The sequence below is a fragment of the Pararhizobium sp. A13 genome (assembly GCF_040126305.1).
Classification (GTDB): Bacteria; Pseudomonadota; Alphaproteobacteria; order Rhizobiales; family Rhizobiaceae; genus Pararhizobium.
Genome location: NZ_CP149510.1, coordinates 940,802 through 960,664 on the forward strand (window position 1 = coordinate 940,802; position 19,863 = coordinate 960,664).

General features: G+C 60.6%; 15 protein-coding genes and 1 pseudogene. 7 read left to right on the forward strand and 9 right to left on the reverse strand.

Features of this window, described 5'->3' with window-relative positions:
• Positions 1 to 2 precede the first annotated feature (2 nt).
• On the forward strand, positions 3 to 4,790 hold the full coding sequence (locus WI754_RS04490; protein ID WP_349436457.1) for an NAD-glutamate dehydrogenase: 4,788 nt from the start codon (positions 3 to 5) through the stop codon (positions 4,788 to 4,790).
• Between the two features lie 43 nt (positions 4,791 to 4,833).
• Positions 4,834 to 6,225 (forward strand): MFS transporter, encoded by a 1,392-nt coding sequence (locus WI754_RS04495; RefSeq protein WP_349436458.1) that lies wholly within the window; start codon positions 4,834 to 4,836, stop codon positions 6,223 to 6,225.
• Between the two features lie 18 nt (positions 6,226 to 6,243).
• Here the strand turns inward: WI754_RS04495 and WI754_RS04500 are convergent, their stop codons facing one another.
• The 6 genes from WI754_RS04500 to htpX all read right to left on the reverse strand — a co-directional run bounded on the left by WI754_RS04500 (position 6,244) and on the right by htpX (position 12,993).
• Positions 6,244 to 6,657: a type II toxin-antitoxin system VapC family toxin gene (locus WI754_RS04500; protein ID WP_349436459.1), complete on the reverse strand. Its 414-nt coding sequence runs from the start codon at positions 6,655 to 6,657 to the stop codon at positions 6,244 to 6,246.
• Complete coding sequence (locus WI754_RS04505) at positions 6,654 to 6,902, reverse strand: type II toxin-antitoxin system VapB family antitoxin (protein WP_349436461.1); 249 nt, start codon at positions 6,900 to 6,902, stop codon at positions 6,654 to 6,656. Before WI754_RS04505 ends, WI754_RS04500 begins: the two co-directional genes overlap by 4 nt.
• Before the next feature lie 89 nt (positions 6,903 to 6,991).
• Positions 6,992 to 8,605 carry a bifunctional phosphoribosylaminoimidazolecarboxamide formyltransferase/IMP cyclohydrolase gene (gene purH / locus WI754_RS04510; protein ID WP_349436462.1) on the reverse strand — a complete coding sequence of 538 codons (1,614 nt, stop codon included), beginning with the start codon at positions 8,603 to 8,605 and terminating at the stop codon, positions 6,992 to 6,994.
• Positions 8,606 to 8,728: 123 nt separating this feature from the next.
• Positions 8,729 to 10,414 carry a heparinase II/III family protein gene (locus WI754_RS04515; protein ID WP_349436463.1) on the reverse strand — a complete coding sequence of 562 codons (1,686 nt, stop codon included), beginning with the start codon at positions 10,412 to 10,414 and terminating at the stop codon, positions 8,729 to 8,731.
• Positions 10,415 to 10,618: 204 nt separating this feature from the next.
• On the reverse strand, positions 10,619 to 12,037 hold the full coding sequence (locus WI754_RS04520) for an RsmB/NOP family class I SAM-dependent RNA methyltransferase (protein WP_349436464.1): 1,419 nt from the start codon (positions 12,035 to 12,037) through the stop codon (positions 10,619 to 10,621).
• The gene (gene htpX / locus WI754_RS04525; protein ID WP_349436465.1) at positions 12,034 to 12,993 is read right to left on the reverse strand and encodes a zinc metalloprotease HtpX; all 960 of its coding nucleotides are present in this window, start codon (positions 12,991 to 12,993) and stop codon (positions 12,034 to 12,036) included. Before htpX ends, WI754_RS04520 begins: the two co-directional genes overlap by 4 nt.
• A 124-nt stretch (positions 12,994 to 13,117) precedes the next feature.
• On the opposite strand from htpX, the gene WI754_RS04530 reads away from it, so the two are divergent.
• Positions 13,118 to 13,318 (forward strand): DUF1674 domain-containing protein, encoded by a 201-nt coding sequence (locus WI754_RS04530; RefSeq protein WP_349436466.1) that lies wholly within the window; start codon positions 13,118 to 13,120, stop codon positions 13,316 to 13,318.
• Between the two features lie 115 nt (positions 13,319 to 13,433).
• Positions 13,434 to 14,390 (forward strand): IS1595 family transposase, encoded by a 957-nt coding sequence (locus WI754_RS04535; protein ID WP_349436467.1) that lies wholly within the window; start codon positions 13,434 to 13,436, stop codon positions 14,388 to 14,390.
• Positions 14,391 to 14,517: 127 nt separating this feature from the next.
• On the opposite strand, the gene WI754_RS04540 is transcribed toward WI754_RS04535, so the two are convergent.
• On the reverse strand, positions 14,518 to 15,282 hold the full coding sequence (locus WI754_RS04540; protein WP_349436468.1) for a DUF3800 domain-containing protein: 765 nt from the start codon (positions 15,280 to 15,282) through the stop codon (positions 14,518 to 14,520).
• Between the two features lie 5 nt (positions 15,283 to 15,287).
• Between WI754_RS04540 and WI754_RS04545 the strand changes: the two genes are divergently transcribed.
• Together WI754_RS04545 and WI754_RS04550 are read left to right on the forward strand one after the other, a co-directional pair.
• Positions 15,288 to 15,461 carry a hypothetical protein gene (locus WI754_RS04545; RefSeq protein ID WP_349436469.1) on the forward strand — a complete coding sequence of 58 codons (174 nt, stop codon included), beginning with the start codon at positions 15,288 to 15,290 and terminating at the stop codon, positions 15,459 to 15,461.
• Positions 15,462 to 16,088: 627 nt separating this feature from the next.
• Positions 16,089 to 16,268, forward strand: a pseudogene (locus WI754_RS04550) (thermonuclease family protein); the annotation flags it as partial.
• Between the two features lie 156 nt (positions 16,269 to 16,424).
• On the opposite strand, the gene acs reads toward WI754_RS04550, so the two are convergent.
• Positions 16,425 to 18,377 carry an acetate--CoA ligase gene (gene acs / locus WI754_RS04555; RefSeq protein ID WP_349436470.1) on the reverse strand — a complete coding sequence of 651 codons (1,953 nt, stop codon included), beginning with the start codon at positions 18,375 to 18,377 and terminating at the stop codon, positions 16,425 to 16,427.
• Between the two features lie 235 nt (positions 18,378 to 18,612).
• Between acs and WI754_RS04560 the strand changes: the two genes are divergently transcribed.
• Positions 18,613 to 19,311, forward strand: coding sequence for a DUF1013 domain-containing protein (locus WI754_RS04560; RefSeq protein WP_349436471.1), 699 nt, complete (start codon positions 18,613 to 18,615; stop codon positions 19,309 to 19,311).
• A 76-nt stretch (positions 19,312 to 19,387) separates the two neighbouring features.
• Here WI754_RS04560 and WI754_RS04565 read toward each other — a convergent pair whose 3' ends face one another.
• A complete protein-coding gene (locus WI754_RS04565) occupies positions 19,388 to 19,774 on the reverse strand; it encodes an ectoine synthase (protein ID WP_349436472.1) in 387 nt (128 codons plus the stop codon).
• Positions 19,775 to 19,863: the final 89 nt, after the last annotated feature.

Consider the following 19,863-nt stretch of genomic DNA (forward strand, 5'->3'; position numbering starts at 1 on the left):
TCATGGGCGCCAAATACAATCCAAAACGAGATCGGCATTTTGACGTTGTGAGCGAAGCCGGCAAGGCGCTCGGGCTGACGATGCTGTCGCCTGAGATCCTGTTCCGCCGGGCAAGCCATGACGATCTCGATCAGTATACGCCGGAGATGCTGGCGCTGGCCGCGGCGCATGCCCTGAAGGAAGTGAGCCGGAGCGAAAGCGACCGGCCGATCATCACCGTCGAATCCGTCGATGGCGTCACACCCAACGGAACAGACGTATCGATCCTGTCCGTCACCGACCGCAACATGCCGTTCCTCTATGACTCGATCATGGGCGAGGTCACCGCCACCCACCGCGACATTCACCTTGCCGTTCATCCCATCCTGGTTCTCGAAGCTGGAAAGCCGGCTAAGATCTTCGACCCCGAAGAAAAGAGCGATCCGGCCTCGCGGGTCAGCCATATCGAGATTCACCTTTCCAGACTGAGCGATACGGAGGCGGAGGACCTCAAAACGCGGGTCGGCAATGTTCTTTCGCACGTGCATCACGCGGTTGGCGACTGGACGCAGATGACGGCCCTGCTCGACCAGGCGATGAACGAGCTCGAAAACCACGCTCCCTCGCGCAGGAAGAACGATCGTGAAGAAACGCTGGCCTTCCTGCGCTGGCTGCGTGACAGCAATTTCACCTTCCTCGGCATGCGCGAATACACCTATTCCGGCAAGGGCGACGATGCTGTGGTCGAGCGCGGCAAGGGCCGGGGCTTGGGCATTCTCTCCGATCCGGATGTCCGTGTCCTGCGCCAGGGCAAGGACGCGGTACTGACGACGCCGGAGATCCTCGCTTTCCTCAACGGACCTGATTTCCTGATCGTCACCAAGGCGAATGTGAAATCGGTCGTCCATCGCCGCGCCTATATGGACTATATCGGCGTCAAGCGTTTCGACGAGGCGGGCAACGTCACCGGCGAATTGCGCATCGTCGGCCTCTTCACCTCCAGCGCCTATACGCGGCCGGCAGCCGACATTCCGTTGTTGCGCTTCAAGGTGGAGAAAATCGTCGATCATTTCGGCTACGATCCGCAGAGCCATTCCGGCAAGATGCTGGCCAATACGCTGGAATCCTACCCGCGCGACGACCTGTTCCAGATCGATGTCGGCCTTCTCGCAGGCTTCTGCGAACAGATCAACGAACTCGCCGACCGGCCGCGAATCCGGGTTCTGCCGCGCATTGATCATTTCGACCGTTTCGTTTCGGTGATCGTCTATGTGCCGCGCGAACAATATGATTCCGATGTCCGCGAAAAAATCGGCAACTACCTGAAAACCATCTATGACGGCCGCGTTTCGGCCTACTATCCGGCCTTTCCGGAAGGCGGCCTGGCGCGCGTCCATTTCATCATCGGGCGCTACGCCGGCAAGACACCGCGGGTGCCGCAGGCGAAGCTGGAAGAGGCTGTGCGCGATATCGTCACACGCTGGATCGACCGGTTCAACCTGCTTGCCCGCCACAAGGGCGTCGAGATCAGTGTCAACGAGGCCTATCAGGCGGCATTTACGCCGGCCGAGGCCTATGCCGACCTCGACGACATCGCCGCGTGCTTGCCGAGCGACCGGATCCGCATCGCCTTCTATCAAAAGCGCGGCAAGGGTCCGGGAGCGCTGGAGCTGAAGATCTTCCATGCCGGCGAGCCGGTATCGCTCTCCCATCGCGTGCCGCTGCTTGAAAACCTGGGCTTCCGCGTGATCAGCGAACAGACGCATGATATCGGCGTGACCGACACAGCTGGCGGGCAGCGCCTCGTCGTGCTGCACGACATGGAACTCATCCATCGCGATGGGCTCGTGCTCAATCTCGACAAGTCCGGGCCAATGCTGGAGGAAGCCTATCTCGCCGCCTGGAACGGCCTGATCGAGGATGACAACTTCAACCGGCTGATCCTGCTTGCCGGCCTGACGGCCCGCGAAGTGACCGTGCTGCGCGCCTATGCGCGCTATCTGCGCCAGACCGGCATCACCTATTCTCAAGGCTATCTCGCCGAGACGCTGAACAAGTATCCGGCGATCGCTGCCGACATCTTCAAGCTCTTCGTCACCCGCATGGACCCCGCGCTTGACGACAAGCCGAGAACGAAGCGCGCGGCGGCGCTTGCGGCAGCGATCGAGCATGCGCTGAATGCGGTCCCGAGCCTCGACGAAGACCAGATCCTGCGCCGCTACGTCAATGCCGTGCAGGCGACGTTGCGCACCAACTATTTCCAGCGGGATGCAAACGGCAATCCGAAGGCGATGCTCGCCTTCAAGCTCGATCCGAAGATCCTCGACGGCCTGCCCGAGCCGCGCCCGTTCCGCGAAATCTTCGTCTACGGCACCGAGGTCGAAGGCGTGCACCTGCGCTTCGGCAAGGTGGCGCGCGGCGGCCTTCGCTGGTCGGATCGCTCGCAGGACTATCGCACCGAGGTGCTTGGCCTCGTCAAAGCGCAGCAGGTCAAGAACGCCGTGATCGTGCCGGTCGGCGCCAAGGGCGGCTTCTTTCCGAAGCAACTGCCAGTGGGCGGCAGCCGCGACGAGATCTTCAAGGCCGGCACCGAGGCCTACAAGACCTATATCCGCACGCTGTTGTCGATCACCGACAATATCGTCGGCCAGGACGTCGTGCCGCCGGCCGACACGCTGCGGCTCGATGGTGACGACCCCTATTTCGTCGTCGCCGCCGACAAGGGCACCGCGACCTTCTCCGACACCGCCAACGGGCTTGCGCAAGAAGCCGGCTTCTGGCTGGACGACGCCTTTGCGTCCGGCGGCTCGGCGGGATACGACCACAAGAAGATGGGCATCACCGCACGCGGCGCCTGGGAAACCGTCAAGCGGCATTTCCGCGAAATGGACATCGACATCCAGACGACACCCTTTACCGTCGCCGGCGTTGGCGACATGTCGGGCGACGTTTTTGGCAACGGCATGCTGCTTTCGGAAAAAATCCGGCTGATCGCCGCCTTTGATCATCGCGACATCTTCATCGATCCTGACCCGGATACCGACCGCTCCTTTGCCGAGCGCAAGCGCATGTTCAGCCTGCCGCGTTCGAGCTGGCAGGACTACGACCGCACGACGCTTTCGGCCGGCGGCATGATCATTCCGCGCACGGAGAAATCCGTGACGCTGACGCCGCAGGCGATGGCGGCGATCGGCATCGACAAGCAACAGGCAACACCGTTCGAGATCTTGACGGCGATCCTGAAAAGCCCGGTCGATCTGCTCTGGTTCGGCGGCATCGGCACATATGTGCGCGGCCCAAGCGAAACGGATGCGGAGGTTGGCGACCGCGCCAACGATCCAATCCGCATCACGGCCGACGAGGTCGGTGCCAAGGTGATCGGCGAAGGCGCCAATCTTGGCGTCACCCAGCGCGGCCGTATCGCCTTCGGTCTCAAGGGCGGCCGCTGCAATTCGGACGCCATCGACAATTCGGCCGGCGTCAACTCCTCCGACTTCGAGGTCAACATCAAGATCGCGCTGGCTTCTGCCATGCGCGACGGACGTCTGACACGCGCCAAGCGCAACACGCTGCTCGCCTCGATGACCGACGAAGTGGCGACGCTGGTTCTGCGCAACAACTACGAACAGTCATTGTCGATTTCCCTGACCGAGATGCTCGGCGCCGGCAACCGGACGGCGCTTGCCCGGCTGATGACAAGGCTGGAAGCCGACGGGCATCTGAACCGCAAGGTGGAAGTGCTGCCGAACGACCAGGCGCTGAGCGAACGCTACCAGAGCGGCAAGGCGCTGACGCGGCCCGAGATCGGTGTGCTCTTGTCCTATGCCAAGATCGTGCTGTTCGACGAGATCGTCGGCAGCGACCTGCCGGGCGATCCCTATTTCCTGGCGACGCTGCGCGACTACTTCCCGGCGAAGATGCACAAGGCGCATGCCGGCGACATCAATGAGCACCGGCTGCGCCGCGAAATCATCGCCACGGTGCTTGCCAACGACACGATCAACCGCGGCGGCCCGGCCTTCGTCAGTAGCCTCATCGACCAGACGGGCTTCATGCCGGCCGACGTGGTGAAAGCCGCGGTGCTGGCGCGGGACGGCTATGACCTGACGCGCATTCAAGGCGAGATCGATGCACTCGACACCATCGTCAGCGGCCGCGTCCAGAACGAGCTTTACCAGGAAGCCGGGCGCATCTTCGCCATCGTGACCGAACGGGCGCTGAGGACACGAGCCATCACCGGGCCGCTCGGCGAGGCCGTGGACAGGCTGCGCCAGGCGCTGGCAAAGCTGAAACCCAGTCTGCATGCCTCGATTCCGGAGGACGCGGCCGAGGAGGCGCGCCAAAAGGCGGCCTATTTCGCCGAGCGCGGCGTGCCGCAAGCCCTGGCCGACGAGGTGGCCGGCCTGTCCCTGCTGACGCTTGTGCCCGAGATCATGCAAATTTCCGCCGAGACCGGCGTGACGCTCGCGCGCACGGCACAGAGCTATTTCGGCGTCACCCAGAACCTGCGCATAGCCCGGCTTCTGGCCGCAGCCGAACGTGTTTCGGCGACGGAACAATATGAGGCGATGGCATTGTCGCGCAGCATCAGCGATATCGCCAATGCCCGGCGCGACATCACCATCGCAGCCCTTGCCAACGGGAAATCGGAGAAAAACCCGGTGCTCGCCTGGCAGGATAGCGATCGCGTCAGGGTCAACCGCATCACTGATCAGTTGGCGCAACTGACGGAGAAGGGTGAAACGACGCTGGCCAAGATCACCGTCGCCGCCGGTCTGCTGAGCGATCTTGCGCAGGACCGGGCGAGGTGACACTGTCTGCGCCGAACAGGCGGAGCAGACAGTGGAGAATCAAGTGAGCAGCATCACCGCAGAGGCCGGCGACGAGCCAAGAGTATCGCGCGCCGGCCTTGCGGGCTGGATGCTGTTCGACTGGGCGGCGCAACCCTTCTTCACGGTGGTGATCACCTTCATCTTCGGCCCCTATTTCGTTTCCCGGCTTACGGACGATCCCGTGCATGGCCAGGCGATGTGGGGATACACGATCACCATATCCGGGTTCATCATCGCGATATTGTCGCCGGTGCTGGGCTCCATCGCCGACGCGACCGGCACACGCAAACCCTGGATTGCCTTCTTCGCGGTGATCAAGATCGCGTCGCTGGCGGCACTCTGGTTCGCCGTGCCGGGATCGCCGCTGCTCTATCCGTTCATCTTCATCATCCTCGCCTCGATCGCGGCGGAATTTTCGATCGTCTTCAACGATTCGATGATGCCGCGGCTGGTGAGCGAAAGCCAGATCGGCCGCATCTCCAACATGGCCTGGGGATTGGGCTATCTCGGCGGCATGATCGTGCTGATCGCCGTGGTGACGCTGCTGGCGGCGAGCCCTGAATCCGGCAAAACAATTCTTGGAATGGATCCGCTATTCGGGCTTGATCCGGCGACCGGCGCCGATGCGCGCGTGACCGGACCGATCTCGGCCGTCTGGTATCTGGTCTTCATCCTGCCTATGTTCCTGTTCACGCCGGACGCGCAGCGGGTGTCGGTACCTGCGGCCGTTGCGGTGCGCACTGGCCTTGCCGAGCTGCGGCACACGATCGGTGAATTGCGGGAACGATCGGGTATCCTGCGGTTTCTGGTGGCCCGAATGATCTTTCAGGACGGCGTCAACGGGCTTCTGGCACTCGGCGGCACATTTGCAGCCGGCATGTTTGCCTGGCAGACGGTCGAACTTGGCGTTTATGGCATCATTCTCAACGTCGTGGCGATCGGCGGGTGCCTCTATGCCAGCCGCCTTGACTCTAGGCTCGGCTCGAAGGTGATCGTCACCGCGAGCCTGATCTGCCTGACGATTGCGACGCTCGGCATCGTCTCGACCGGCCCCGGTTTCACGCTGTTCGGGCTTGTGCAACTGCCGACCACCGACGCCGGCGGCCTTTTCGGTACCGCCGCGGAAAAGGCCTATATCGTCTTCGGACTATTGGTCGGTATCGCCTTCGGCCCGGTGCAGGCCTCGTCGCGCTCCTATCTGGCCCGCAGCGTCAGCGCCAATGAGGCGGGCCGCTATTTCGGCCTCTATGCGCTCTCGGGCCGCGCCACCTCGTTTCTCGCACCGGCCTCGGTCGCGACAATCACGCTCGCAACGGGATCGGCCCGCATCGGCATGATGGCGCTGGTGGCGTTTCTAGCGGTGGGGCTGCTGATCCTCATCCGCACTCCTTATCCGGCGAACAGGGCGGCGTGATCGGCAAGAAGACTGGCGCTAAAAGTCCCACGGCGAAACAAGTTCCAGCCCGGTCGCGCGGAAATCGGCAAGGTTTCGTGTCGCCAAACGGCCACCGTTCACCCGTGCGATGGCGGCGATCATGCCATCCGGAGCAGACATCCCGATGCCTTGCCGCGATGCTGTGCCCATGATGTCGCCATAGGCCAGCGCGGCCGCTTCGGTCAAACCGAATATCCGATCAGCGAAGCGACGCCGCCAATCGGCCAATCCCTGCTCCAGTCGCATGGCGCGTTGATCAGGCATGATCTTCTGGATGCCGAATGAAATTTCTGCAATCGCAACCGTCGGAAGAGCAAGTTCCGCATCGTACCGAACGAGCCAGGAGATCACGGCCTCCGCGGGCGACTTCCGCAATGTTTCGGAGATGACATTGGTATCGACGAAAATCAAAGCTCGGGACCCGTATGGACTTTCCGCCCTTCCCGGATAATCGCGTCGAGATCGATATCGGTACCACAACTTTCCGACAGTCGCGTATAGAAAGCCGATGCCGGTTCGCGACCCGCCTCTCGGATTTCATAGGCTTCAAGCGCCCGCTCGACGATATCGGCGATCGAGCGGTTTTCGCGGCGGGCAAGCCGATGGGCGAGATCGCGGGCTCTTGCACTGCGCACGGAGAGTTGCGGTTCAGCCATATTCGAAGCTCCTTCAGCCTCGAATATAGGCAATATGTGCGCTGCCATCAAGATGGCTGATACTATCCTGATGGCAGATTAGACCAATCTCAATGCCGGAAGTGGCGCATTCCGGTGAAGACCATGGCGACGCCGGCTTCGTCGGCGGCGGCGATGACTTCCGGATCGCGCATCGAGCCGCCCGGCTGGATGACGGCGGTGGCGCCGGCGGCGATCATCGAGAGCAGGCCGTCGGCAAAGGGCAGGAAGGCCTCCGAGGCAACCGCCGAGCCGCGCGTCAGGGGCGCGGGCAGGCCGAGCGCCCTTGCCGCTTCCTCGGCCTTGAGGCCGGCGATGCGGGCCGAATCGACGCGGCTCATCTGGCCGGCGCCGATGCCGACCGTCTGGCCATCCTTGGCATAGACCACGGCATTGGACTTCACGTGCTTTGCCACCTTGAAGGCGAACTTCATGTCTTCCAGTTCCTGCGCCGTCGGTGCGCGCCTGGTGACGACCTTCAGCTCCAGGTCCTCGACCATGCCATTGTCGCGGGTCTGCACCAGCAGGCCGCCGGCGACGGTTTTTGCGGCAAGGCCCGGCACGCGCGGATCGGGCAGGGCGCCGGTGACGAGAAGGCGCAGGTTCGGCTTCGCGGCGATGACGACCTTGGCAACATCGCTGACGGACGGAGCGATGATGACTTCGGTGAACAGCTTGACGATTTCTTCCGCGGTGACGCCGTCGAGTTCCTGGTTGAGCGCGATGATGCCGCCGAAGGCCGAGGTGGAATCGCAGGCGAGCGCCCGCTCGTAGGCTTCGAGCAGGGTCGCACCCGTCGCGACGCCGCAGGGGTTGGCGTGCTTGATGATGGCGCAGGCCGGTGCCTTTTCCGGCAGGAACTCGGCGACGAGCTCGAAGGCAGCGTCCGTGTCGTTGATATTGTTGTAGGACAGCTGCTTGCCCTGCAAAAGGGTTGCCGTTGCGACGCCGGGGCGATTCTCGCCGGTCAGATAGAATCCGGCTTTCTGATGCGGGTTCTCGCCGTAGCGCATCTCTTCCTTCAAGACACCGCCGATGGTGCGGTGGAGCGGCATCGGCGTATCGAGAACCTCGGCGAACCAGCCGGAAATGGCGGTATCGTAGGCTGCCGTTCGGGCATAGGCCTTGGCAGCCATCTGACGCCGGAAGGCGAAGGAGGTGGCGGCACCGTTGCCCAGCTCGGCGAGCAGCGCCCCATAGTCGGCGGCGTCGGTGATGACGGTGACATAGGCGTGGTTCTTGGCCGAAGCGCGGATCATCGCCGGGCCGCCGATATCGATGTTTTCGACCGTCGTCGGGTAGTCGCCGCCCTTGGCGCGCACGTCCTCAAATGGATAGAGATTGATGACCGCCAGATCGATGCCGGTGATGCCATGCGTCGTCATGGCCTGGACGTGGTCTTCGTCGTCGCGGATCGCCAGAAGGCCGCCATGGACGCCGGGATGCAGCGTCTTGACGCGGCCATCCATGACTTCCGGAAAACCGGTGAGGTCGGAGACGTCGGTTACCGGCAGCCCCGCTTCAGCCAGCGTCTTGTGTGTACCGCCGGTCGAGACCAGATGGATACCCTTCTGGTGCAGCGAACGGGCAAGCTCGACGATGCCGGTCTTGTCGGAGACGGAGAGCAGAGCGGTGCGGATGGTCACCTGATCGGGGGCGGGAATTTTCTTGGAGGCGACAGCCATCATCAAGCTCCTTCTAGGGCGCCGGATATCGGGAAATCTTCCGGCAGATGTCCGCCTGCCGTTAGCACAGCTTTCCCGATGAAGAAACCGTTTGATTCGCCTGGGTGTCGGCCTCACCGGTTGTCACGCTTCGCGCGACAGAATCCATTGGATTTCAGGCAGGGAGGCGGCAGCGAAGGTCACCGTGATCTGCGACGACTTGCGCACGCCGGAGGGGTCGGCGAAGAAAATGTCTTCTTCGATCGCGACTTCGCTGTCGCGGCAGGTGAACAGCCAGGTTTCTCCATCGGGGGCCGTGAGATAGACCTCATGCGGGCTATGCTGGCGCAGACTGATCGCCGGATGGATATGAAAGCGGGCAACGGCGATGGCCGTGTTGGTTTCCGCCGGATCCGTGCCGTCCGGCTGGAACAGCCGGTCGCGGCCGCGCACCGCACTTGCCTGGCCATTCACGCTGAGATCACGCTCGTGCATCAGGCCGAAAGCCTGGACGTAACCGTCATGGCTGGCGATGACGGCATCCGGCTGGCCATCCCCCTCTTGCCGGCGCAGGACAACCTTGGAGACGCCGCCGGTGACGATGGGACCGAGGAAACGCGATTCCGATAGGCGCGATGACGAGCGATCGTTGACTGTAACGGTGGAATGCGCCGCCGTCAGCCGCGCCAATTGGCGGAATCGTTCGCCGGCAAACTTTGGCGAGCCCGAGTTGATGATGAACCGATGGCGGCCGGACGACATTTCGAACGACAGGCAGCCGGCATGGGCGGTGCGAGACAATTCCGGCGAAAGCGGCATTCCCGTATCGACGATGACCACGACATTGTTCGCCGCCAGACGCTGATAATTGATATGCGGCAGGGCCTTGAATGGCGCGCCGGCCGTCTCGTCATACCGCAGGACGGCCATCAGCTCATTGGCGAGCGTCGAGGTGGCGCCATTGAACAACGCCAGCTCGCCGCCCTGATGGCGGAAGAACCGCAAGGCCGGATACATGCGGTCGATACAGGGGATGAGCTTGGCCGGGACGTCATGGCCGAGATTGACATAGGTCTGGCGCAGCGGCAGCAGATCAAGAAGCAAGTCGAGCCCGGTGCGCGGGTTGCGCGAGCTGTGGCCACCATCCGGCAGGATCTGCCGATCAAGCTCGAGATCGAGATTGCGGGCGGCCTTGCGGATCGCCGAGTCCGACGCGGGCATGGCGACAGAAGCCATGGCAAGGGCGATGCGCGCCCGCAGCCGCGCTTCACCGTCGCAGGTGGTGTCAGCGACATGGCGCAGATAACGGACCTGGAAGGCAAGATTTTTCAGGAAGCGGCGATAGAAGGCATGCTCGGCATTGCGCAGGATGATCGGCGAATGCGACAGCCACGCAATCAGGCGGTGGGCAATGATATCCGGTTCCCAGGCGATACCGTCAATAAAGCGACCATGCGTGGCAATCCAGTCATTGACGACATGGCGCAATCGGGCAAAATCCTCCTCTTCCTTGACCGAGCGCATATGGCGAACCCAGCCGAAGGAATGCAGCCGGACGGCAAATTCGCGCGAGGGCAGGTCGATCTCGAAGGGCGATTCGCCTTCCGTATCGAGCACGCGGCCCGCCAAGGGAAACCGACCCTGCAGGATTTCTTCGGCAACGAAAGGATCGACAGCCCGCAGATCCGTCGGCGCGACGATCAGACGATCCGGCGTGGACCCAGTGAAACGGAAGGCAGTGTTGCGGCCCAAGGCAAGCCGACGCGAGAAGCGGCGCCAGCCCTCACGCAGATACAGATAGAGAAGCCTTTGCCGGTCCGAAATCCGCATCGTTGAGCCCGTGTGCCTCCCCACTCCCGGACCGGGCTTCAAACCGCATCGCCAATCGGAATGATTGCTGTCCGCACCAGATACTACCAGGACCACGATCATGCCTAAAAAGTCATTAAACTTTTATGGATCGTACCGGCATTGTTAGGCAAACGCACCCAATGCGTCAATTGACGCGCGAAGACCGGCTGTTGACAGCCAAAATTATGCTTTTCGACGCAAGATCACCGCATAAAACCCGTCAAGGCCGCCGGAAAAGCCATCCTGCGGCGGAATCATCGCCGGCGTGGTGCGGAATTCGCCGAGCGGCGTAATCGCATCTTCCAATCCAGGCCAGTCAACCGGATCGATGGCGACGCGGTCGCAACCGCCCTCCGCAAGGATCCGTTCAACAACCTCTTCGCCCTCGCGCTTGTCGAGCGAGCAGTTGGAGAAGACGACGAGACCGCCCGGTTTTACCAGGGTCAGCGCGTGGCGCAGCAGCTTTTCCTGCAGCAGGGCCAGTTTCTCGATGTCTTCCAGTCCCTTGGTCCACAAAACGTCCGGATGGCGGCGGATCGTGCCGGTCGAGGAGCAAGGTGCATCGAGCAGGGCAGCGTCGTACAGCTCTTCTGTCCGGAAATCCGCCATGTTGATTTCCTGCGTCGCAGCCTCGAGCCCGAGACGGGCGAGATTGCCTTGAAGGCGCTTCAGGCGGCTTGCCGACTGGTCGAGCGCGGTGACGGTCGCTCCGGCCAGAACCAGTTGCGCGGTTTTTCCACCGGGTGCCGCGCACAGATCGACCACGCGTTTGCCGGCAAGTGCGCCGAACAGCTTTGCGGGAAGGGCGGCGGCGGCATCCTGGACCCACCATTCGCCGTCATCAAAGCCCGAAAGTGCCGGCACCGCGCCGGAAAAACCGGCAAGACGCACGGAACCGGTCGGCAGGACACGCCCGTTCAGGCGCTCCGCCCACCCTTCTGCGTCCGACTTGACGGTCAGGTCGATAGCTGCGGGGGTAAGCAGGGCATCGGCGATACGTGCGGCCTCATCGCTGCCGTAGTAGCTGACCAGTCTCTTATGGAACCAGGCGGGAATTGCCGGGGTCTTTTCGCCGATCGTCTCAAGCAGAGCCTGTTTTTCGCGCGAAAGGCGGCGCAGAACGGCATTGACCAGACTGGCGAAGCGCTTGTTGCGCGGATCGGTCTGGGCCTGTTCGACGGCGAGATCGACGGCGGAATGATCGGGAATATCGAGATAGAGGATTTGCGCGGCCGCGACGGCAAGGACGTGGTCCAGCGCCCGGGCGCCCTCTGGCAGCGGCGTCTGCAGCAGCGAGCCGATCATTGCCTCGATGCGGGGCAGCTGGCGCAAGGCCGAATTCAGGATCGCCCGCACCAGCGCGCGATCGGCCTCATTGAGCTCGCGATAGACCGGGTTGCCGTTTGCGGCATCGAGCATGCCATCCAGCGAGGTCTTGCGATCGACCACGGCCGCCAGCATCTTTGCCGCCGCCTGCCGGGCCTTGAGACCGGGCTTGTCGCTGCGCGCAAGAGCCGGATTTTCCGGGCCTTTCTTAACGGAGCCCGGCTTGCGGTTATTTCGTTTCGGATGCGAAGCGGTTTTATTTTCGTCTGACGTCAAGACCAGGGACCTTTCGGTGGTTCGGAACCACCGCGACCCCAGCCTGTCGGCGGCACGGAGCGCGATTTGCGCACCGGATTATCAGCCCTGACCGGCGGCGTCGAGACCGCCGACATTTCCCCGGCCATCCTTTGCAGCGCGGCAATACGGTTTTCGGTCGCCGGATGGGTGGAGAACAGGTTGTCCATGCGCTCGCCGGACAGCGGATTGATAATGAACATATGGGCAGTCGCCGGATTGCGCTCGGCCTCTTCGTTCGGTACCTGATGGGCGAAATTCGAGATCTTGGCGAGCGCCGAGGCGAGCGACAGCGGCTTGCCGCAGATCTCGGCACCGCGCCGGTCGGCGGAATATTCGCGCGTCCGGCTGATCGCCATCTGCACGATCATCGCCGCCAGCGGCGCAACGATCATCGCCACAAGCACGCCGATGAAGCCGAGCGGATTGTTGTTTTCACGATTGCCGCCGAAGAAGAAGGCGAAATTGCCGAGCATGGAGATGGCACCGGCAAGTGTCGCCGTCAGCGTCATGGTGAGCGTGTCGCGGTTTTGCACATGGGCGAGCTCGTGCGCCATGACGCCAGCGACCTCATCATAGGTCAGCGCGTTGAGAAGCCCGGTGGAGGCGGCAACGGCCGCATTTTCCGGGTTTCGCCCCGTGGCGAAGGCATTCGGCTGCGGATTGTCGATGACATAGACCTTCGGCATGGGCAGGCCGGCGTTTTTCGCCAGATCACGCACGATGCCGTAATATTCAGGCGCCGTGCGCTCATCGACCTCCTGCGCGCGGTACATGCGCAGCACCATGCGGTCTGAATTCCAATAGGAAAAGAAATTCATGCCCGCGGCGATCAGGAGCGCGATCATCATGCCGCCCTTGCCGCCGATCAGGAAACCGACCGCCATGAACAATGCGGTCATGAAGGCCAGAAGCATTGCGGTGCGCACCAGGTTCATCGGTCCATCTCCAAAGTTCAGCAAACGTTTCACGTGAATCACGGTTCCGTTTGCACGAAAGGTTCCTATATGATGGTGACATCAGCCGCATTCTTCAACATTTTCGCCGAAATTTGGGTCTTGCATGCAAAACGATAATGATAATTCGCCCGCGGAACCCCGCAAACCGCTGACGCCTGCGGCGCAACGCGCCCTGGCGGAGGCGGAAGAACGCAGGAGCCAGCAAAAGCCCCTGAATCTGCCGGAGGAACTGGGCGGTCGCGGCGGGGCTGAACCCGCCCGTTTCGGCGACTGGGAGATCAACGGCCGGGCGATCGATTTCTAAGGAAATAATTCCTGTCGCGAAGCGTTCGCTATCGGTATATTTTGGCGATATTATATTTGACAAACCCAACCTAAAAGCCTACAAAGGTTCAAGAAGTTAGGTTTGGATGTTCGCCATGTCAATTTTGAGCAAGGAATATTTTCACAACGAGGCGGCAGCTTTCGAGCATGTCGAAAGTGTTTTGTGGGCTAACGGTCCGACTTGCCCTCATTGCGGAAACGTCGACAAGATCTACAAACTGGAGGGCGTACGCTCCAAGCCTTCGAAAAAGAACCCGCATGGTGTAGAGCGTCACGGCTTGAGGAAGTGTGCAGCCTGCCGCCAGCAGTTTACGGTGCGCATGGGTACGATCTTTGAAGAAAGCCATATCCCGCTCCACAAGTGGCTACAGGCTATTCACCTGATTTGTTCCAGCAAGAAGGGTATCAGCTCTAACCAGCTTCATCGCGTTTTGGAAATCACGCTCAAGTCGGCTTGGTTCCTGTCGCACCGCATCCGCGAAGCAATGCGGTCTGGTGAACTGGAGCCGATGGGCGGCAACGGTAAGACTGTTGAAGCCGACGAAACCTATTTTGGCGACAAGAAGGAAGTCACCACCCGCACGAAGCGCGGCAAGTCTGGCCTGTCGAGCAAGCGTGCTATCGTTTCGCTTGTCGAGCGTGGTGGCAAGGTTCGTTCCTTCCATGTAGATCGCGCCGACAAGAGGACTGTCACCAATATCGTCTGGCACAACATCCACAAGGAAACGACGTTCTACAGCGACGAGAGCCGCCTTTATGGTGATGTTCATTCGAAGCTGGAGAACAGCGATTCCGTCAACCACACGTCTGGCGAATACGTTCGCGGCATGGTGCATACGAACACCGTGGAAGGCTACTACAGCATCTTCAAGCGTGGCATGAAGGGTATCTACCAGCATTGCAGCGAGAAGCACCTACACCGCTATCTGGCTGAGTTTGATTTCCGTTATAACAATCGCGTTGCGCTCGGCACGAACGATCAGGAACGCGCCTTGAATGCGCTGGTTGGCGTCAAGGGCAAGCGGCTTACCTACGTTCCATCTGGTTTCTGAGCCGATTCGGAGGCGGAACGAGATTCAGCTTTCGTTCTATTTTCTTGACGACTCCGGCTAAATACCCTATATAGGTGGTGCCGGGGATACGTCGAAACGTATCAGGGTGTAAAAACCCGCCCGGCGGCTATTCCCACCCACGTGTGGGGAATTTCACCAAGCCATAGCCGTTAATATCTCCGTCAGGCCGGGCCCTGAACGATGGGCGTAGCATTTGAAAATATAGCTCGTCCTTGTGATTGAAAGCGCGGCCGATGGCGCCAGACACCATGTCGGCCATTTGAACACCTACACTCATATGGGATGGCGTCAAGAAAATGCACTCTACGAAGTTACCGTAGTTGCTTACATAGGCGTTTTCCCCATCTACCATGTCCAAATGGTTCACGCGGAATATGTCGTCTTGCTTGCGGCCGCGATGATCCGCCACAACGAGCCCTAGTTGGGTGTTGCCTACAGTCTTACTCAGGTCTTGCAGATGGTACTGGAATCGCTCTGAGACCGGCTTGTAGGTGTAGTGGTACAGCTTTTCCGCGTCGGTAACCGACGGCAGTTTATAGGCCGCTGACACGCTTGCCACGCAAGCGATAATTTTAACGCTCTTGCGTCTGAGTAGGATGTTAAAATACTCATTCCGGAAGCTATCTTTATGCGCCTGGTCGAGGTGGCCGACGGAATTATCCGGTTCGGTATTGTGGGCGCCAAAGTAGCGCCACTTTATCTCGCCTGTTATGCTGTATTGTGGTTTAGCGCAGAGCTTGCGTACCTCACTGGCTATCCCATGCCACTGAGACTCGTGCATGATAACCGCGCCGATAACAAAGTAGGGGTTCGATTTCTTCGAATCTGGCTTTGGCGGCGTCCCGCTCTCGTCAATGAAACAGAAGTGCATTTCCTATGACCCATCCAAACGTAGAAAAGAGCCAAGCGGACAAGTTCAAGGAAGCCGCTCGCGAGCTGGAAACAGACGACAACGAGGAACGCTTCAACGCGACCCTAGGAAAATTAGCCAAATCGCCGCCGCCATCGAAAGATGAGAAGCCGACGAAGGACAAGAAGCCCGCCAAATAGGCGGGTTTTTAACGTCTACTCCTTGGGAGCGAAAATTTCGCTCGTCCCAGAGCTTCGCATGATGTCCACGCCGCGACGGCAGTCAGCTTTGTTTTTGTAGCCTTCGCTGCTAACTGCAATCTCCTCGCCGTTGGTGGCATAAAAAACCCACCTCCATTCGGAGGAATTATCTTTGTACATCCAATAACATGGGTACTTCAAACCATTGGGACGGACTGGCATGGAAAAACACCTCAACACTTACGGTTTCAAATATCGGTTCAATGACCGCAACTATGCGCTTGTGGTTGAGGCCCAGAGTGAAGCCGCCGCTAAAGAGGAAGTCTTAGCAATCGCTAAGGCGGTATTCATCAGCGAACTATCTCCAGTTTCAACCCACGATTCGCATATTAGCTGATTCTCGCGTGGGTGTGTCAAATATAATATCGCGTATATTTTCCTATAATGATGTTTCGCAACCGCTTCTGTTTTCTCGTGGCTTCGATCGCACCGTTCCTGGCCTTCCACACTTATGCCTTCGAAACCGGCAAACGGATCGAAATCACCGGTCCGGTGAGCGCAGAGATCATCCGCGTCATCGATGGAGACACGATCCTGGTCGCGGCCAAGCCCTGGCCGCAGCAAACGATGGAAGTCTACGTGCGATTGCGCGGCATCGACGCGCCGGAGCTGAAATCGTCCTGTGCGGCGATCCGCGATGCCGGCCGGCAGGCGCGTGCCGCCTTGACTGATTTGACCCGAGATCAACGCGACATCCAGCTGACGCGCATTTCCGGCGACAAGTATTTTGGCCGGGTGGTTGCCGACATCAGTTTTTCCGATGGGCGGAATCCGGCTCAGGAAATGCTGGCGGCCGGCTATGTGGCGCCCTATGACGGTGGGCCTAAACAAGAAAGCTGTTCGTCCTTCTGGAAAAGGATCGTCCTGAGCCATCCCCGGTCAAGGGATGGCTCAGGCAGGAAATCAGGCCTTCCTGTTCTGCCGATTGGCAATGAGATCGTCGACCACGGCGGGATCGGCGAGCGTCGAGGTATCGCCGAGCGCGCCAAAATCGTCCTCGGCGATCTTGCGCAGGATGCGGCGCATGATCTTGCCGGAGCGGGTTTTCGGCAGGCCGGGCGCGAACTGGATCTTGTCCGGCGAGGCAATCGCGCCGATTTCCTTGCGGACATGGGCGATCAGATCCTTGCGCAGCTCATCCGAACCCTGCTGGCCGACCATCAGGGTCACGTAGCTATAGATGCCCTGGCCCTTGATATCGTGCGGATAACCGACGACAGCGGCTTCCGACACCGCGTCATGGCTGACCAGGGCCGACTCGACCTCGGCCGTGCCCATGCGGTGGCCGGAGACGTTGAGCACGTCATCGACGCGGCCGGTGATCCAGTAATAGCCGTCCTCGTCGCGCCGGCACCCGTCGCCAGTGAAATATTTGCCCTTGTAGGTGGAGAAGTAGGTCTGAATAAAGCGCTCGTGGTCGCCATAGACGGTGCGCATCTGGCCCGGCCAGCTGTCGGTGATGCAGAGATTGCCGTCGGCCGCACCGTCGATCACCTGGCCTTCGCCATCGACGAGCTGCGGCTGGATGCCGAAGAAGGGGCGGGTGGCCGATCCGGGCTTCAAGGCGGTCGCACCGGGGAGCGGGGTGATCAGAATACCGCCGGTTTCCGTCTGCCACCAGGTATCGACGACCGGGCAGCGGCCTTCGCCGACGGTGTGGTAATACCATTCCCAGGCTTCCGGGTTGATCGGCTCGCCGACGGAACCGAGCGTGCGCAGCGACTTGCGCGAGGAGCGGGTGACGAACGCGTCGCCCTGGCCCATCAGCGCGCGGATCGCCGTCGGCGCGGTGTAGAAGATGTTAACCTTGTGCTTGTCGACGACATCCCAGAGACGGCCGGCATCCGGATAGGTCGGCACGCCCTCGAACATCAGCGTCGTCGCGCCATTGGCGAGCGGGCCGTAGACGATATAGGAATGGCCGGTAACCCAGCCCACGTCAGCGGTGCACCAGTAGATATCGCCGTCGTGATAATCGAAGACATATTGATGGGTCATCGAGGCATAGACGAGATAGCCGCCCGTCGTGTGCAGCACGCCCTTCGGCTTGCCGGTCGAGCCGGACGTATAGAGGATGAACAGCGGATCCTCCGCCTTCATCTTCGCCGGCGGGCAATCGGCCTTCACGCCCGCTACGGCCTGATGGTACCAGATATCGCGTTCGGAAAACCAGCTGATCTTGCCACCTGTCCGGCGGATGACGACGACGGATTTGACCTCGACGCCGTCCCGGCGGGCGATCTCGATCGCCTGGTCGGTATTGGACTTCAGCGGGATCGGCTTGCCGCCGCGCAGGCCCTCATCGGCGGTGATGACGAAGGTGGATTCGCAGTCGACGATGCGGCCAGCCAGCGCATCCGGGGAGAAACCGCCAAAAACGATGGAATGCACGGCACCAATGCGGGTGCAGGCGAGCATCGCATAGGCTGCTTCCGGGATCATCGGCATGTAGATGGTAACACGGTCGCCCTTTTTGACGCCGTTTGCCTTCAGCACATTGGCGAGGCGGCAGACATGCTCGTAGAGCTCGCGATAGGTGATCTTCTTGTCGTCATAGGGATTGTCGCCCTCCCAGATAATCGCCACCTGATCGCCGCGCTTTTCCAGATGCCGGTCGATGCAATTGTAGGAGACGTTGGTGAGGCCGTCCTCGAACCATTTGATCGAGACCTTGCCCTTGAAGGTGGTGTTCTTGACCTTGGTATAGGGCTTGAACCAGTCGATGCGCTTGCCATGTTCGCCCCAGAAGGCATCCGGATCGGCGACGCTCTGCTTGTACCATTTCAAATAGGTGGTGCTGTCGATCAGAGCGCGTTGCTTCGCCGGTTTGAGCACCGGATAGGTCTTGACGGACATGCTGATTTTCCTCCCTGCGCAGGCAATTTCTGGACGGCACATCTCCGTGTGCGTCCTCTCCGGGCGCATTCATATCAGGTCAAGACACGGCGGCAATTAGACAAAAGGTCATTTCTGCGAGAAGAATTGCATTTATGCGACGACGAGGGTATAGAGGCGCTAATTTCCCGGAAATTAAAGTGGTTACACCCCACGGCCCGCGACACCGGCGCGGACGGACAGAAGGACTATACCCATGGCTCAACAACTGCTTATGCCCAAAGCGACGGCCGTATGGCTTGTTGACAACACTGCCCTGTCGTTCGAACAGATCGCCCAGTTCTGCAAACTGCACCCGCTGGAAGTCAAGGCGATCGCGGACGGTGAATCGGCGCAGGGCATCAAGGGCCTCGACCCGATCGCCACCGGCCAGCTGTCGCGCGACGAAATCGCCCGCGCCGAAGGCAACGCGAACCACAAGCTGAAACTCTCCGAACCGAAGGTTCGCGTTCCCGACAGCAAGCGCAAGGGTCCGCGCTACACACCGGTTTCCAAGCGCCAGGACCGTCCGAACGCCATCCTCTGGCTGGTACGCAACCATCCGGAACTGAAGGACGCCCAGATCTCGCGTCTCGTCGGCACCACCAAGTCGACGATCGAGCAGATCCGCGAGCGCACCCACTGGAATTCGACCAACCTGACGGCGATGGACCCGGTCACGCTCGGCCTCTGCACCCAGATCGATCTCGACCTCGAAGTCGAACGCGCCTCGAAGGGTCGTCCTCTGCCGACGGCGGCCGAGCTCGGCGCGACGCTGGAAGCATCGAAGGAAACGGAAAAGCTGCCGTTCTCCTACGAGCGCGAAGAAGAAAAGGAAATGGACGCCGACGCCGTTTTCGCCAAGCTCAAGTCGCTCAAATCCGACCGCAAGGACGAAGACGACGACCATTACTGATTGGAGCGCATCGTTCCGAACGAAAAAACCCGGATCGCCTGATCCGGGTTTTTTTGTAAGTGGCTTTGGAAGACAATCAATAGGCCGAACCTTCGCTTCCATCCAGGCGGTGTCGCTCCGTCCCCTTGAGCGGCGGATTGAAGATGCTGACAAGGATCAGGTCTTCGTCGCGGCCGCCACGCAGATAGTGTTTGTCATTCTTGTCGAGAACGTAGATATCCCCCGGCGCGATCGGAAAGACATTGCCCGCCATGTCCTCGACTTCTCCGGTGCCGGCAATGCAATAGCAGGCCTCGAGATGGTTTCGATATTCGAGCAGCGAGGTGGTGTTGGCGCGCACGACCGTGTGGCAGACCGTGAAGCCCATGCCGTCGCGCTCGGTCAGGAGGCGGTGACTGGTGCCGCTTCCCCATTCGACGAAATGCGGAGTTTCTTCGATCTGCTTCAGATTGCGCACGAACATAGCTTTTGCCTTCTTCAGTAAAATTTGTCGATAAGAGTTGAAGGGATTCAAAATCCTTCTCTGATGTCCTGTATCGCTTGCATTTTCGC

What these genes read in the sequence shown, in the direction of transcription:
- WI754_RS04505 (WP_349436461.1), bottom strand. Translation starts at nt 6,902, where the DNA reads ATGGCTGAACCGCAACTCTCCGTGCGCAGTGCAAGAGCCCGCGATCTC.
- WI754_RS04535 (WP_349436467.1), top strand. Translation starts at nt 13,434, where the DNA reads ATGTCAATTTTGAGCAAGGAATATTTTCACAACGAGGCGGCAGCTTTC.
- WI754_RS04565 (WP_349436472.1), bottom strand. Translation starts at nt 19,774, where the DNA reads ATGTTCGTGCGCAATCTGAAGCAGATCGAAGAAACTCCGCATTTCGTC.
- htpX (WP_349436465.1), bottom strand. Translation starts at nt 12,993, where the DNA reads ATGAACCTGGTGCGCACCGCAATGCTTCTGGCCTTCATGACCGCATTG.
- WI754_RS04540 (WP_349436468.1), bottom strand. Translation starts at nt 15,282, where the DNA reads ATGCACTTCTGTTTCATTGACGAGAGCGGGACGCCGCCAAAGCCAGAT.
- WI754_RS04545 (WP_349436469.1), top strand. Translation starts at nt 15,288, where the DNA reads ATGACCCATCCAAACGTAGAAAAGAGCCAAGCGGACAAGTTCAAGGAA.
- WI754_RS04490 (WP_349436457.1), top strand. Translation starts at nt 3, where the DNA reads ATGGGCGCCAAATACAATCCAAAACGAGATCGGCATTTTGACGTTGTG.
- WI754_RS04515 (WP_349436463.1), bottom strand. Translation starts at nt 10,414, where the DNA reads ATGCGGATTTCGGACCGGCAAAGGCTTCTCTATCTGTATCTGCGTGAG.
- acs (WP_349436470.1), bottom strand. Translation starts at nt 18,377, where the DNA reads ATGTCCGTCAAGACCTATCCGGTGCTCAAACCGGCGAAGCAACGCGCT.
- purH (WP_349436462.1), bottom strand. Translation starts at nt 8,605, where the DNA reads ATGGCTGTCGCCTCCAAGAAAATTCCCGCCCCCGATCAGGTGACCATC.
- WI754_RS04560 (WP_349436471.1), top strand. Translation starts at nt 18,613, where the DNA reads ATGGCTCAACAACTGCTTATGCCCAAAGCGACGGCCGTATGGCTTGTT.
- WI754_RS04530 (WP_349436466.1), top strand. Translation starts at nt 13,118, where the DNA reads ATGCAAAACGATAATGATAATTCGCCCGCGGAACCCCGCAAACCGCTG.